Origin of the sequence: Chitinophaga cymbidii (assembly GCF_007992715.1) — a bacterium.
Taxonomy (GTDB): Bacteria; Bacteroidota; Bacteroidia; order Chitinophagales; family Chitinophagaceae; genus Chitinophaga; species Chitinophaga cymbidii.
The window spans coordinates 311205-324809 of record NZ_BKAU01000005.1 but is presented as its reverse complement, the minus strand read 5'-3'; the positions used below and the strand labels follow the sequence as shown (position 1 = coordinate 324809).

16 protein-coding genes are annotated in these 13605 nt (G+C 41.3%); 15 read left to right on the top strand and 1 reads right to left on the bottom strand.

All coding sequences use genetic code 11. The features are described 5' to 3' along the window. Window positions 1-30 precede the first annotated feature (30 nt). The 15 genes from CCY01nite_RS19935 (at window position 31) to CCY01nite_RS19865 (ending at window position 12451) form a co-directional block, all read left to right on the top strand. Complete coding sequence (locus CCY01nite_RS19935; protein ID WP_146865495.1) at window positions 31-876, top strand: HNH endonuclease signature motif containing protein; 846 nt, start codon at window positions 31-33, stop codon at window positions 874-876. Next, on the top strand, window positions 854-1294 hold the full coding sequence (locus CCY01nite_RS19930; RefSeq protein ID WP_146865493.1) for a hypothetical protein: 441 nt from the start codon (window positions 854-856) through the stop codon (window positions 1292-1294). The genes CCY01nite_RS19935 and CCY01nite_RS19930 overlap by 23 nt, the downstream gene beginning before the upstream one ends. An 11-nt stretch (window positions 1295-1305) precedes the next feature. Further along, window positions 1306-2262, top strand: a complete 957-nt coding sequence (locus CCY01nite_RS19925) for a bifunctional DNA primase/polymerase (RefSeq protein WP_146865491.1) — start codon at window positions 1306-1308, stop codon at window positions 2260-2262. A 39-nt stretch (window positions 2263-2301) separates the two neighbouring features. Next, complete coding sequence (locus tag CCY01nite_RS19920; RefSeq protein WP_146865489.1) at window positions 2302-2865, top strand: hypothetical protein; 564 nt, start codon at window positions 2302-2304, stop codon at window positions 2863-2865. A 206-nt stretch (window positions 2866-3071) separates the two neighbouring features. Beyond that, on the top strand, window positions 3072-3866 hold the full coding sequence (locus tag CCY01nite_RS19915) for a phosphoadenosine phosphosulfate reductase domain-containing protein (protein WP_146865488.1): 795 nt from the start codon (window positions 3072-3074) through the stop codon (window positions 3864-3866). A gap of 33 nt (window positions 3867-3899) precedes the next feature. Next, a complete protein-coding gene (locus CCY01nite_RS19910) occupies window positions 3900-4796 on the top strand; it encodes an adenine nucleotide alpha hydrolase family protein (RefSeq protein WP_146865486.1) in 897 nt (298 codons plus the stop codon). A gap of 97 nt (window positions 4797-4893) precedes the next feature. After that, window positions 4894-5178 (top strand): hypothetical protein, encoded by a 285-nt coding sequence (locus CCY01nite_RS19905; protein ID WP_146865484.1) that lies wholly within the window; start codon window positions 4894-4896, stop codon window positions 5176-5178. Window positions 5179-5216: 38 nt separating this feature from the next. Next, window positions 5217-5621 carry a DUF6915 family protein gene (locus CCY01nite_RS27125; protein WP_371863620.1) on the top strand — a complete coding sequence of 135 codons (405 nt, stop codon included), beginning with the start codon at window positions 5217-5219 and terminating at the stop codon, window positions 5619-5621. After that, window positions 5618-6274, top strand: a complete 657-nt coding sequence (locus CCY01nite_RS19895; RefSeq protein ID WP_146865481.1) for a hypothetical protein — start codon at window positions 5618-5620, stop codon at window positions 6272-6274. Before CCY01nite_RS27125 ends, CCY01nite_RS19895 begins: the two co-directional genes overlap by 4 nt. Before the next feature lie 11 nt (window positions 6275-6285). After that, the gene (locus tag CCY01nite_RS19890) at window positions 6286-7002 is read left to right on the top strand and encodes a hypothetical protein (protein WP_146865479.1); all 717 of its coding nucleotides are present in this window, start codon (window positions 6286-6288) and stop codon (window positions 7000-7002) included. Window positions 7003-7012: 10 nt separating this feature from the next. Further along, a complete protein-coding gene (locus tag CCY01nite_RS27180) occupies window positions 7013-7264 on the top strand; it encodes a DUF8820 family protein (protein WP_503826420.1) in 252 nt (83 codons plus the stop codon). A gap of 769 nt (window positions 7265-8033) precedes the next feature. Then, window positions 8034-9101 carry a nucleoid-associated protein gene (locus CCY01nite_RS19880; RefSeq protein ID WP_146865477.1) on the top strand — a complete coding sequence of 356 codons (1068 nt, stop codon included), beginning with the start codon at window positions 8034-8036 and terminating at the stop codon, window positions 9099-9101. Window positions 9102-9120: 19 nt separating this feature from the next. Next, the gene (locus CCY01nite_RS19875; protein ID WP_146865475.1) at window positions 9121-10557 is read left to right on the top strand and encodes a hypothetical protein; all 1437 of its coding nucleotides are present in this window, start codon (window positions 9121-9123) and stop codon (window positions 10555-10557) included. Window positions 10558-10710: 153 nt separating this feature from the next. After that, on the top strand, window positions 10711-12147 hold the full coding sequence (locus tag CCY01nite_RS19870; RefSeq protein ID WP_146865473.1) for a hypothetical protein: 1437 nt from the start codon (window positions 10711-10713) through the stop codon (window positions 12145-12147). 88 nt (window positions 12148-12235) lie between these two features. After that, a complete protein-coding gene (locus tag CCY01nite_RS19865) occupies window positions 12236-12451 on the top strand; it encodes a hypothetical protein (protein ID WP_146865471.1) in 216 nt (71 codons plus the stop codon). 347 nt (window positions 12452-12798) lie between these two features. On the opposite strand, the gene CCY01nite_RS19860 is transcribed toward CCY01nite_RS19865, so the two are convergent. After that, window positions 12799-13548, bottom strand: coding sequence for a DUF3800 domain-containing protein (locus CCY01nite_RS19860; protein ID WP_146865469.1), 750 nt, complete (start codon window positions 13546-13548; stop codon window positions 12799-12801). Between the last annotated feature and the right edge of the window lie 57 nt (window positions 13549-13605).

Here is a 13605-nt window from a genome sequence, read left to right as displayed (position 1 = left end):
CCTTACTCATAAATAAAAAATTATATCTCAATGAAAAAGCGTTCCGAAAGGCATTGCAGAACTCCTGGTACACAAAAAAAGGTACGAGCTTCCGATGCCGTTATCCAAAATGCCATAAAAGTACATTTTCACCGGTTTCCCAATAACGGGCAACTAGCTGATTTTCTCCGTATAAATATTGGAACTGTTCGCAAAGCGTGCTATGAGCTGGGCTTATTGCGACTTCAACTCGAATATTTCACGGAAGATCAGATACGGTTTCTCTTTGAACACTACAGTACGATAGGTGATTGTGAATTGGCCGAGATCTTCCAGAAAAGATGGCCCAAAGAAAAGGGTTGGACAAAAAAGCATATCGAAAAAAAGAGAAAATACCTGAAACTGGAAAGAACGCCCCAGGAAATCCGTGTTATCCATCAGCGAAATGTGAAGGCCGGCAGATTTGCCCAGTGCCCGGTGAAAGCCTGGAACAAAAGAGGTCGCAGCCCGGAGGGAGAGATCCGTTATTGGACGCATAAAGTTACAGGCAGGAAGTACCCGGTTATTAAATGTAACGGGGACTTCCGTCACTGGGGCAGATGGGCATGGGAACAGGCTTATGGAAAAGCACCCAAAAACAGTAACGTAGTTTTTAAAGACGGTGACCCATATAACCTGACGATCGAAAATCTTATCCTGCTTTCCAATGCAGAATTGTCACGGCGGAACGCTGAAAAGAGCAGCAAAGGCTTATCCGACAACTACGTGGCAGGCCTACTTTCCCCCCATGATCCTATACTCCGGCAAATGCTCAAATCAAATACCACGCTCATTGAAATTAAACATCAACAACTCATCTTAAATCGAACTATTTATGAACAACAAAAAAAACATTGAAGAACTGGAAAGTATGATTGGAAAAACCTTCCAGTACGCAGGACAAATCCATTTTGTAAAAAATGTAAAAATGGATGAAGTAAATGATAAATATACCATCATTACCAACCTATCATCTTTTGACAGGAAGCTGGAAAGCATAAAAAGCTTCCTGGAATACTGGAAACCCACCAGTAACATAAGTGAGCTCGTTCAGGAAACTGACAAAAATCAGCAACTAACAGTACTCATGGAGCAAGATAATGATCTCAGCAAAAAGCTGATTGACACACTTACCGACAATATTGAAAGGGTAAAGGAGAATCCCGATTATATTCCACAGGCACAAACTATCAATAACAGCGTCAACTCGATTGTAGGCGTTACCAAAATGCGGCTGGACCTTCTTAAGTATCTACAGAGCGGTGCCAAACGCTGAAATGATGGTATATGAACAACCTGCTAAAAACTGCACGGTCCTATATACAACTTGGTTATTCAATAATCGCAGTAAGGTCAGATAAAAAAAGTGTTCATTCCTGGAAACAATATCAGCATATCATCATCAGCCACAGTAGGCTCAAAAGATCACTTAACCATCCCTTGGCTACTGGCGTTGCGATTATTTGCGGAGCAATCAGCCAAAACCTTGAAGTGATAGACATGGACGAGAAAAACGATCCGCAACGTCAGTTGTTCAGACAATTCGTCCAGGCTGTAGAAACATATAACCCCGAACTATTAGCAAAATTAACGATAGCTGCCTCCCGCAACAATGGTTACCATTTCTTCTACAAATGCAGTAAAACAGGCAACAATACCGTCCTTGCCGGGCGGCAGTGCACAAACGAGGAGCTATTATACGCCCCTCAGCAAAAGATGAAAGTACTGATCGAGATCAAAGGGAATGGCGGATATGTTATAGTATATCCATCTCCAGGGTATAGGCTCATTCAAAATGGGCTTCATAACATACCTGATATTCTTCCTGCAGAGCGCGAAAAACTGATGGAGATCGCAAAAAGCTTTAATACCGTTGCAACACCATCACCTTCAAAAAAAATCGCATCCGGGCACAAAATAGATCGCAACAGCCCATTTAATGATTATAACAACCGTGGTGATATCATAGCCCTGCTGGAGAAATATGGCTGGCGGGTAGTTAAAACCTCATCTCTAAAAACCTATTTCCGGCGTCCCGGCTATACAGAACATGAAACATCCGGAGATTTTCATCATGGTCTTGGCCTGTTCAGCGTATTTACCACCAGTACTGAATTTATTCCGTGTACCGGCTACCGCCCATATGCAGTATATGCCATCCTTGAATGTGGCGGCAACTTCAAGCTGGCGGCTAAAAGATTGTTGGAAGAAGGATATGGCGTACCCTACAAAAGCCGGAACTGATTGTTAATCCCAGCCAGTTTTCAACTCAAAACATACATTATGCAGCAGAGAGAAAAACTCACCCTTCGAGAGATGGAGGGTGACCTAATCACCTATTTCAACTGGTCGGCAAATTCTTTAGTTCCCTTTCAACCCGGTGCTGCCGACATCTATTTAAAAGAAAACCGAACCACTGTGCTGAAGATTGCACAAAAACTACTAAAACAGGTACCGTATGATCATGGCCCTGTTTACCGAGGTATCATTCTAAAACAACCTGTAGACGTAATAGTTCCGGATAAAAAATTACAATACCTCTCTTTTTCTACAGAGCGATCAGTAGCAGAACATTTTGCAGACATAAACGGATTCGGTAGCGAGGTTATAGATGTGGTAGCCCAATTGGGGGATTGCGGCTACGTGATAGAATATACACCGAAGATTACAGAAATTCTGTTTCATCATCACTTCCTCTCCATACTGCCTTATGCTGAAGCCTTTTCGTTATTGGGCATGGATGGCATATATGAGGTAGAACGTTTAAAAAAGCAAAAGGAAATAATCATTTTCCAGCCTGCAGAACCATTTATCAATATAACAAGAATGATACACCAGTCAAAATGACAAACGACCATAAAGATAATTCCCAGATTAATATAGCTCATCCGATGTCTTTTGAATTTGATATTCACGGTTATGATTATTATTTAATCATGTTTTCTGGAGGAAAGGATTCTACAGCTTGCCTTTTACATCTCCTGGATTTGGGAATACCTAAACATAGGATCGAATTATGGCACCAATTAATGGATGGTAAGGAATCCTAATTAATGGATTGGGAATGTACAGCTGATTATTGCATAAAGTTTGCAGCACCCTTTAATATACCTATATTCTTCAGCTGGAAGAAAAGCGGTTTTAAAGGTGAAATGTTACGCTCCAACAGCCCTACCCAGCCTAACTATTTTGAAACCCCCAACGGCATATTTCATTCAGGAGGCAATGGAAAACCTAACACACGGTTATTATTTCCACAGCTTTCTGCAAAATTGTCGGTTCGCTGGTGTTCAGCGTATCTTAAAATCGCAGTCGCTCAAACAGCCATTATTAATCAACCGAGGTTTGCCGGCAAACGGGCATTAGTTATATCGGGAGAAAGAAGCGAAGAAAGCCCTGCGCGAAAACATTATGCTTTTTTTGAACCTGACAGATCTGATAACCGTGTAGGCATAAAAAACAAACGCCACATAGACCGGTGCCGTATCATTCATTCATGGAAAGAAGCTGATGTATGGGAAACCATCCGGCACCATAAAATAGTGGTTCATCCCTGCTATTACCTTGGCTATAACCGATGTAGTTGTAAGTGGTGCATATTCGGTAATAACAATCAAATGGCTACTTCGTTCTATTTATCACCCGACCAAGGTAAAATGCTTGCCCGGTATGAAAAGCAATTTGGAAAAACGATCAGGCAAGGAATTGATTTGATGACCTTTATTAAACAAGGTGTTCCCTACAGTGCCGTTTTTCAACACCCATTGTTGCAGCTCAAGCTATTTCACCCGTATACACGCTTCCCATTTTTACGGAAAACTGGGTACTTCCAGCGGGAGCCTATATAGAAAATACCGGGCCCATCTAATCCATAAAGCCTTATGATTACAGTTCTTGCTTTCGGCGGCGGGCAGGATAGCACTGCCATACTCTACAAATTAGCTTTAGAGCCACCGTTTTACAAGAAATACGTCAAGGGCCGGCTTATTGTCATCATGTGTGACACCGGAGACGAGCATCCAGCGACCTATCATCATATTCAGTTTATAAAACAATTCTGCAAACAGCGTGATATAGAATTTCATTTCATACAATCAGGGCAAGGATTTCATCCGCAACAGTGGCCCGGCCTCCTGCAATGGATGGAAAAATATGATGGCATTATCTCAAAGGCATATCCAAAAAGCTGCACAGATAACTTAAAGATCAAACCGTTTTACAATTTCCTGGACAACCTCATTGGCAAACAGTATTACCATCAAGATATACATCACGCCAAAAGCCGAAAATCATTTATAAAAAAATATGCCTTAGAAAATGGGAAAGTACAGGTACTTCTTGGCATTGCCCATGGAGAAGAAAGCAGACAGGCAAAATCATTCCCGCACATCTGGATGGCAAATAGCCTGATGAGAATATACCCACTCATAGAAGAGGGGATGGACCGCCGTAGTTGCCAGGAATATACTCTTTCTACCGGATTGCCCTTACCGCCTCCCTCGAATTGCTTAAGATGCCCATTTTTATCCGCGATAGAACTCGTCTGGCTATACCAGTTTCATCCAAAGAAACTACAGGAATGGATAAAAAGAGAACAGGCAAAGATTTCTAAGTGGCGCCGCCTCGGGCTGCCCAATGAAAAGAACCTTGGCGTCTTTGGCCGGAAATTATTACCGGAATCTCTACAAGCTGCACTCCGCTTATATGGGCATCTCACATCCGAGCAACTGCAAGAATATAAGATGAGCCACGGACACTGTGTATTGTCTAAATACTGACGAGACGGTATGTCATTGCCTGTTCTCCCCTCATCACCCACCCATTACACTCACCACAAACCCGGTACGCAACCGGCAACAAAGTGCGAATTACATCATGAAAAATACTAATGATTTATCCGTGCTGGTTTTGGTAAACATTTACCGATCATGCCGTAACTACACGAAAGAATTTCTGCTGGAAGCGATCAACGCTACCTGCTCAAGAAATAACAGGCCCATTATCGAAGCAGAAGCAGCAGAACACTTATCCATTGAAACTCTTGCCAGAATTGTTGCTCGGCTCATATTCGAAACAAATACTTACGATGAATCGAATGCTGAAGTCTGGATTGATCCCGATGGACACTACAAAGTACCCATACCCACAAATATCCCGTAACAATTCAATTTTATTTCTTAACACATAAAAACAATACCATGCATTATTATGACCATGCACTACTCAGTGCTCACAAATTCAACTGCCGGTTAGGCGACACGTTGAAACTTCACCGGCTAATGGATAGCTCAAAACATTTCTTTCCCGCAGCCCAACACCGGATGTTTTCCCATAACCTGTGGTTCATCCAGGTTATCACAGACCTTGTAGGTGATGTAATTCCTAACACAAAGACCGGGGAAAATATGTCCGTAAGAGATATCCTCTTCGAACATTGCAAGGAAGATCACAATGGAAATGTACCCTCCCTGAAAGACTGGCTGGAATGCCTACGGTTCGAAGTGCCTGCACAGCATAGGACCTGGTTCAACCAGCCCCGGCTTGCCGACAAATCCTTGCTGAAAGAAATTAAATCAGAACAATTAAAAACTATTGAATCATGACACACAAAGATTATCCAACAATGACTGAATACTGTCAGAAGATCACCGAGAATGGCCAACAACTATGTGTTTCCTGGAATGGGGGACATGATTCCGGCTATTTTGAAATGTCCATTAATGAAGAAATAATTGATACCCCCGATGACCTTCAGAACGCAATCATTGACCTGATTGCTGATAACACTGATTACGGTTCATTTGCCGGCTCGTTTGATACAGAAGGGGAAGTATACTACAACCCAGCAACTAAATGCTTTGAAGGAAACGATAGATACACCGATACCAGGGAAGAAGTTAAGGAATGTTCCATGGAAGTTCGTGTACCAAGGGATATCTGGTTTGACAGCATCGATATTCAACTACATGCCGATGAAATGGAAATAGAAGAACTTTCTGCATTTATGGTCATTAAGGACGGAGCTCGTACCCGGCAGCATGATGTAATTGAAGCAACCTTGCAAAAAGCGCTTATTCCACAATTCACAAATGAAATCGAATCTATTAAAGACATATCAGGCGCCTGGGATGTAATCACCATCAACTACAAAGACTTTTCAGCGGAAAAATCGGAACTGGTATTTTATATTAAAAAGTTTGATTACAGCTTCTACTTCTCCACAGATTCCGAAATCAAAATCGATTTACCCAATTAAAATTTACAAAAATGCCTACGTTTAAACTGCATTCGGCTGAATACATCGTAAGCCACATGAGAGGTTTTTCATTAAGCGAAGCTATGCGCTTCTGGAAAGCCAAATTTGAATCCATAAACCACTTCAAAAGAGATGTTACCCATCATCCGGCTTTAAAAGACCTGGAAGCGTTCGTAGAAGAGCATTGGGAAACCATACAGCCCATTACCGTTCAGGAAGCGTTGCAAGAAACCAATATGGAGAAAAGGCGAGTGATGTTTGACTGTATTGGGGTATCTCGTCTGTTCCAATCGCTCGATCCTACACTGTTAGACAAACAGGTTATTAGTAAGGTTCGTAATCGGTGGGATAAAAAGAACAAACCCTATGAACATACCTTCGATGATACCTATGAGTTGTACCGGCTGGATGGTAATAAACTCTTCAAAAGTGAGCAGTCAGACCCAAACCCGGTCTTCGCTGTACGCTGCTGGTGTACCACTACTGAACGGGAATACTGGATTTACATCCCTGAAGAGGCTGCACTCGGCAATTCAATATCAAGCTCTCGCAATCCTGATGCTATCCGGGCAATTGCCTGGACAATCCGCATTGATATTTCCCATCCCAAAAGAATCTTTCGGCAGGGAGACATCATTGTGGCAGAGCAATCTCCGCAGTCAACGGATACCGCTCCATATCATCTTTCAAAAGAACAATATCTCAGTTTAATGTATTCTGAAACCTAAAAAATATACTATGTCACAACAGAAAACAAAGAGGCTCGTATTGAGCGAAGGGGAAACAATTGGGCATAAACATGTCCTTGAATCAAAGAGGGACTTCGGGTTTACAAGGACAGACTTCTGTATTTTCATCCAATTGATAGATCAGGGGATCTTGACGCATGATGAACATGACCGTATTGTGCTGGAACCAGGTTCCTACCGCAGCTATAACCAGGTTGAATTCAATCCAATGGACAACACTGTACACCGGGTGTTTGACTGATCATGGACACTTTTAAGGGGGGGTAATAGAATCCCCCCTTATCTGCCCTGCTCCAACCACCAGTACTTCCGTTTTATCTCCCTCAACAGTTAGAAATCAAAGGCTGTACGGACTTTAGAGGTTTCCCGTTGGAGTAGCCCACGGAGGCATTGCAGCCCTTTCTTTGGCGGTGAAACCTCGTGTTTGAAAGGCCCCATTGATTTGAGAAAATCGGGGCAGACGTTTTTAACCTTAATTAAGTAACCACATATGGCCGCCTCTAAAGGTGGTCGCCTTTAATTATCAGAATTATGAAGATAAAATCAATGGAAGAAGCAAAAAAGCACGCTAAGGTGCAAAGTCTTAATAGAGAATACAGGGATATGCCTGTATATATCATTCATTGCAGCCGGACAGAATTTTTTCTATGTAGATATCAATAGCTTAATACGAGCCTGGGAGCGGCTTATCGGCTACTATATCAATGGAGTTTTATACCGCTGAAAAATCGCATTCATAACATTCAAAGCAATTAAATATGAACCTATCAGATAAAGAAACAGCACACATTTTGGTAAAAGCCCACCATTTTAATCAACAAAACGCAAATGGCTCTTCAATAAAAGGAGCACGCATATCCATGGCGTAGTAGCTATTTATCTTTGGAAAAATTACTTAATCTCAAAATGTGGTATAAAAAAATACATATTTTAATTTTAAATAATTTATCATTAATTGGGATGATAAAATTTGCTTATATTGTCTTTTTATACCTAAACCCCTCTATATCATGAAAAAAGAAAGTGGTCTTTCTGATAGTGAAAAAGAGTCATTCCACATTGAGAAGTTCATTTTTCACATCATCTTTGCTCACGAACATGTTCCTACTTATCTGGAAGAAGTCAGTTTAACCTCTGAACAAGAGGAATTTTTCAAGAAAAGGTTCGGCGAAATCTCCGAAGGCACTCAATTTGTATTTAAAGACAAAGAAAATTCGATTTTATACAAGAATTGTAAAGCGATACATGATGACCCGGACGCCAACTTCATAGCGATGTCAAAACTGATCACTAGCTTATTCAGGCAGCATCATAAAAAGACGGCTAATGATGGTGTATTTATTACTGCGCTGGTTTCCATGAAAAATGCGCAAAAACTGGTTTTTCTCTTAAAACTGGATCACCGAATTGTATATCAATATAAAACCACAAGGAATAGAGCTCTGCTGGAAGAAATTAAAAATACGTTTATTGAAGATAAAAAAGCGATCCAAAAAGCAGCGTTGGTTGATATCAGCGATCACTACAAATGGGATGTGTTAGCCAAAGACCGTTCAGCGGTGTCAATGCCCAAGCCTATTACGGACTATTTCTATAATTTCCTTGAAGTTATAGAAAGGGAGACCCCAGGGAGACTTACGGAACTGGCGGTCAAGTTTACGAATAGCTGGGCTGTACAAAGCAATGCAGAACTAGATCCGAACCAAGATCCTGCATCTTATAAAAGCAGGGCAATAAATTATCTGATGGCAGCCGATAAGTTCAAGACAACGGATTTTATTAATGCTGTCATCAACAGCGATGACCCTGATGATGAGAGAAGGGAGCGGTTAAGAAAATCGTTCAGAGACTTTTTAGGTGAAAAGGGGCTATCGGGACAGACATTTGTGCCTTTTAAGGATTCTCTGACAACAGCAAGGAAAAAAAATGTAAGGTTAACAGCAGAGGGTATCAAGATTGAATGGATGGGAGATCCCGCGGAATCTAACTTGACGATTTCTCCTCAGAAAGATAAAGACGGATTTTTTAATATTACAATCAAGACGACTAAGATTGATATCTTAGACAATGCTAAGTAATTTTAACTATTGATGCCTTATGACCCCTTATTCACAAATACTGGCAGTTTTTACTAGGTTGATCACCTATGCAGACAGCTGGGAAGAGCAATGGCATCATCTCAGTATTCAAGGAACTCAGCATCCAGATTTTCTGAACGAGTATAAGCAGCTCCCAGAACAACTACGGGCGCTTGGTTTTTCAACGGTCTTGCGCCTATACTTCAACAATAATGAAGCAGACGATAACGATATTGACGACTATGCGAAAAATCCGGAAAGTATTGGCCAGTGGGAAGTGCGCCTGAACAAGTGGCCGCTGATCCAAAAAGTACATCCCGATAGCTGGCATTATAATTTCTTCCTGACATCCGAAAAATGTGAACAATGGCTGAAAGAGCTAAATCCATTACTCAAAACTTGCCCTATCAATGAGCTTGGGCAAATAAAGATACTGGTAGGTGATTTACAGGAATCATTCGGAGGGGAAAGCGTACAGTTCTTACCCGGCACCGGTGCTTACGTGGTACCTGCTAGTTCGGATTACCAATTACCAGACCCGGATCAGCTAAAGGAAGTTATTCATTTTATTACAACGGATGATATCTCCATTAACGCTGCTGCCTGGAAAGTGACATTTAGGCAAGCAACAACGCCACTTCAACAAGCATTCCGATACCAGGCATGTGTAGCACTGGCAACATGTTTGGTAACAGAATATCACAATGATGATAAGGTTATTGTTAATGGAATTCGACGGATAGTGTTGCGAATATTCGACGGTCGTGAATTATTGACGGACACGTTTTACAAAGAGTTACTAGGGCTGGTGGCCTGGATTTTTGAAGATCGAGTACCGATCCGCAAAAAACTGTTTAATGAAAGGCTTAGTCTCGACCAGAATCCGGATGACACCTTATTGAATTCTTTGATCAAGTGTTTGCCACATGCACTGGAGCAGGCGAAAGAACGGTATAATTTTGTAATTATTGACAGAAAGGATGCGTATGTAAAAGAACTCAAAGAGTTATTAAAAGATATTCGTACTCAATCAGAGCTTTACGCAGTTAAAATAAGAACATTACTGTCTAACTTTCTAAGAGATCTTTTGGCGGGATTAGTGCTGGTCGGATTTACTCTGTTTACCAAATTCACCGATCAGGATACATTATCGGATAACCATCGTCTGAAATTGGTTTTTTATGCTTTAGCAATTTATTTTATTGCATCAATAATACTTCAAGCTGTGGTGGATTGGACAGATATTAGTGTTTCAAAGAAGGAAATGTTGTATTGGAAAAATGCTTCAAAGGAATTGTTACCGGAAAAAGATTTTGAAAGGCATATTAAGAATTCCTTAAATGGCCGGCGCTGGTCTTTGAGAGTTATTTATCCAATAGTGGCCATTTTCTACGTAGGAATCGCATTTACATGTTTTTATTTTCCTGACATCTATGATCATTGGTTTAAAAAATGATCCCTGTCTCTGTGGAAAGGAGGAGAAACTAAAAAGGTGCTATCGGGAAAGTGTTATTTAATCTAATAATAAGAAGATAGATCAGCCTTAGCTTTACAAAAACAGTACATGATATTTCTTATATTTGAAAGATGATTTTAGTCAGTCAGACATATGAGAATTGAAGTGATCAATCCTATTGCCCTGGGAAAAGCGATAAAAAGCAAGAGCCGCGGCGAAAACGTATTTGCATGGATTTCCGCTGAAGATTTTTACGCTCCGGCTTTCCGGACAAAGCTGGAAGGCATACCCGATGTTGTGAAACCCGACTGGCCTCGTTGCTGCCCGCTACATCAAAGCTTGGAAACAAATATTACCGACTATCTCCAGCAGTTTCCCAATTGTTGTACATTACATGCGCGACTGAACATTCCGCCTCCCTGGTATGATCGCGAGAAATTTCTTGGGAATTTGCCAGCCAAAATAATCGAAACCGCACGCCAAACTGAAAACCTATGGACGGCCAAGATCGAGGAACCAGATTGGTATGAGCATATCACCGAATATTTTGAATACGCCTATGAGAGCTTTGGACAACTGCCAGACGGCTATGGCGCCCCTATTGGCTTAAACGTTTACACGGCCTATTTGCGTAATATGATCGAACAGGCAGCCAAGGTGTACCCTGATAAAGTGCCTAAACTCCAGGCATTCCTTAAAAGTTACGAATCCCCCAAAGGCAAGGCAAAGCCAACCGATGTTAATGAGCTGATCATCAAGTATAACCGCTGGGTGAAAGAATTCCCCTGGCATATCAGCTATCTGGCCCATTTAAAGCCTCATTTTGAAAATCAGCTCCCCATTCTGAACGGTACCCCTTTCTACAACCGTTATTCTGGGATAAGCAAGGCCAGGATAATTACCGAAGAGCGGATGATGGAGTATATCATTGGTGCCACCACCATGATTTTACAAGCCATAAATGTCAAAGCGCTCCAGGACAAAAAATTACTGACAGACCCCGACAAGAAACAGATTGAACTGATCAATGCGCGCCGTGACCATGAACTGCAGCAACTTGGTCAAAACTTTAAGGATGAGCGAAGCAAAGTAAACCGCATTCTGAAACAGTGGTACAGTGGTGAAATCCGTTACCTAAAGGACATGGCTCCGTTCTTGCAAAAAATGGATAGCCCCCGGCAAGAAGCCCGCCCCCCTAAAGCCACTACCGCCATTGACGTTGACAAGATAGAAAACGTGTTTTGCCGGCAAATGCCCATCAGTGAGGTAAAGACACATTTTTTAAAACTAACACGTTCCGCAAAAAATGCGAAGCCTTTCCTGGGCGAGGAACAGGTCTACCAGTTCATTGCCAGGGCGTTCGGCGGAAATAACAAGCTGCTCAAACAACGAATAAATTATGGTCACGGCGAAAAACGCTTAGTCATATCCTTGTTTGCGGAATTTTTCGCGACCGCTTCCCGCCAATATGAGCCAAACGCGCACTGCAAACTTAAATACATCAAATTGCTGTCTGATCATTTTGAGGGATGGTCGGAGAAGCAGGTACAAGAGAACTTCAAGGTCATCAACGGCGCGTGGGATGCGTAGAAAGTCAAAATACTTCTTTTCTACTCAAACTACCAGAATCCGCCTGTAGCCACCGTAAGGAGTAAGTTTGCCCTATCAAAACTTTGATATGGAAACTTCCCATAAAAAAATCAAAATACATCTGCTGGGTCTATTTCGCCTCGACACCGAAGGACTCACTTGTAAAGAATTTTGCAGCATCCTGGTTGCCATTTTACTGTTTGCCGGCACTTTCATGGCTGTGGCTTTACTTTTAGGGGTGCTGCCAGCTCTGATACAAGGTATTAAGGTCGTTAAAAGCATCTGGTGGGTACTATCCGGTTAATAGGCGAAGAGCTTCTTCAAAGAAAGGCTAAAAAAATAATCCAGAAATTCCTTAATTTTACGCCGTGTCAATGTGATTCCCAAAGGGGGCAATCATTCCGGAAAAATACCAGCACACTTCAAAAATATTGGCTCACAGGCGGCTCACAGCCGCAGAAAGGAACTGATAATCAAATAGATACGGTTCCAGTTCTGGGCACAAACGCCTTGTAAATGAATAATTTGCAAGGCGTTTTTATTTATATCGCTTATTTAGGCACATTTTGTATCTTTGTATTGCCTGTATCACATAAAGGTCGGCTTCAAGCCGTTGAAGAGTATTCTTCTTAGTGTGATGATGGGCTTTTTTTATGCTTCGTCACTATTATATAATGTTGTAATTGATGAGTATTTCTCGTCTACAAATTTTATGTAACGATCTTCATTTCTTTCCATTTTTCTTTGTAGCGCCCATAACAAATAGTCCACAAGATTGATAATCGGTTCTGTAGTTGGATACTGAATATTAAAACCAATCTTGCAGCAATTACCACCATCAGGATATTTATTGCGAGCGATTACAGTTGCCTTTTCAAGCCCTTTTTCAAGATTTTTATGAGTAGTGCATTTGCTGCGGTGAGCAATATTCAATACCAACCGTTCGTGTCCATTAAGATTATCAACTAACATATAAGAGAAAAGATCAGCATAGAATTCCGATTGGTTCCCGTTGTGTTTTTTTTCATAGATTCCGTAATCTTTTCTTCCGATAACTGCCTCAAAATGGCAATCAGTATTCTTAATCAATTCAAAAGCCATTTTTCTCACTTCTGGCACGTCATCTTTTGCATGCAGGAAGAAGCCAGTACTTTCTTTCCTTTTTTGAATGCTGGGGACAGATTGAAAATAGGGGTCGTCTGCAATATGTATCTGAAGATCAATTATGCTTTGCCGCACAATTTCTACGTGTGTGTTCAACGTAAGCATTCCTAATATAAAATACCTGGAAACACCTTCATTGCCAATGGCAGGCACTCTGCTTTTCCCGTAAAATGTAAGATCTCCGGCCTCATCAAGGAATCTATGGTATCTATGTTTAGGATGCTTTGTTTCAGTCATCTTTTCCTTCTTTGACTACAAATTACATGAATGATTTTACCAGAATTACATAAAAGT

Coding starts and splice junctions, on each gene's coding strand:
- CCY01nite_RS27125 (WP_371863620.1), top strand. CDS start 5,217: ATGCATTATTATGACCATGCACTACTCAGTGCTCACAAATTCAACTGC.
- CCY01nite_RS19860 (WP_146865469.1), bottom strand. CDS start 13,548: ATGACTGAAACAAAGCATCCTAAACATAGATACCATAGATTCCTTGAT.
- CCY01nite_RS19915 (WP_146865488.1), top strand. CDS start 3,072: ATGGATTGGGAATGTACAGCTGATTATTGCATAAAGTTTGCAGCACCC.
- CCY01nite_RS19875 (WP_146865475.1), top strand. CDS start 9,121: ATGACCCCTTATTCACAAATACTGGCAGTTTTTACTAGGTTGATCACC.
- CCY01nite_RS19880 (WP_146865477.1), top strand. CDS start 8,034: ATGAAAAAAGAAAGTGGTCTTTCTGATAGTGAAAAAGAGTCATTCCAC.
- CCY01nite_RS19910 (WP_146865486.1), top strand. CDS start 3,900: ATGATTACAGTTCTTGCTTTCGGCGGCGGGCAGGATAGCACTGCCATA.
- CCY01nite_RS19920 (WP_146865489.1), top strand. CDS start 2,302: ATGCAGCAGAGAGAAAAACTCACCCTTCGAGAGATGGAGGGTGACCTA.
- CCY01nite_RS19925 (WP_146865491.1), top strand. CDS start 1,306: ATGAACAACCTGCTAAAAACTGCACGGTCCTATATACAACTTGGTTAT.
- CCY01nite_RS19905 (WP_146865484.1), top strand. CDS start 4,894: ATGAAAAATACTAATGATTTATCCGTGCTGGTTTTGGTAAACATTTAC.
- CCY01nite_RS19930 (WP_146865493.1), top strand. CDS start 854: ATGAACAACAAAAAAAACATTGAAGAACTGGAAAGTATGATTGGAAAA.
- CCY01nite_RS19890 (WP_146865479.1), top strand. CDS start 6,286: ATGCCTACGTTTAAACTGCATTCGGCTGAATACATCGTAAGCCACATG.
- CCY01nite_RS19870 (WP_146865473.1), top strand. CDS start 10,711: ATGAGAATTGAAGTGATCAATCCTATTGCCCTGGGAAAAGCGATAAAA.
- CCY01nite_RS19865 (WP_146865471.1), top strand. CDS start 12,236: ATGGAAACTTCCCATAAAAAAATCAAAATACATCTGCTGGGTCTATTT.
- CCY01nite_RS19935 (WP_146865495.1), top strand. CDS start 31: ATGAAAAAGCGTTCCGAAAGGCATTGCAGAACTCCTGGTACACAAAAA.
- CCY01nite_RS19895 (WP_146865481.1), top strand. CDS start 5,618: ATGACACACAAAGATTATCCAACAATGACTGAATACTGTCAGAAGATC.
- CCY01nite_RS27180 (WP_503826420.1), top strand. CDS start 7,013: ATGTCACAACAGAAAACAAAGAGGCTCGTATTGAGCGAAGGGGAAACA.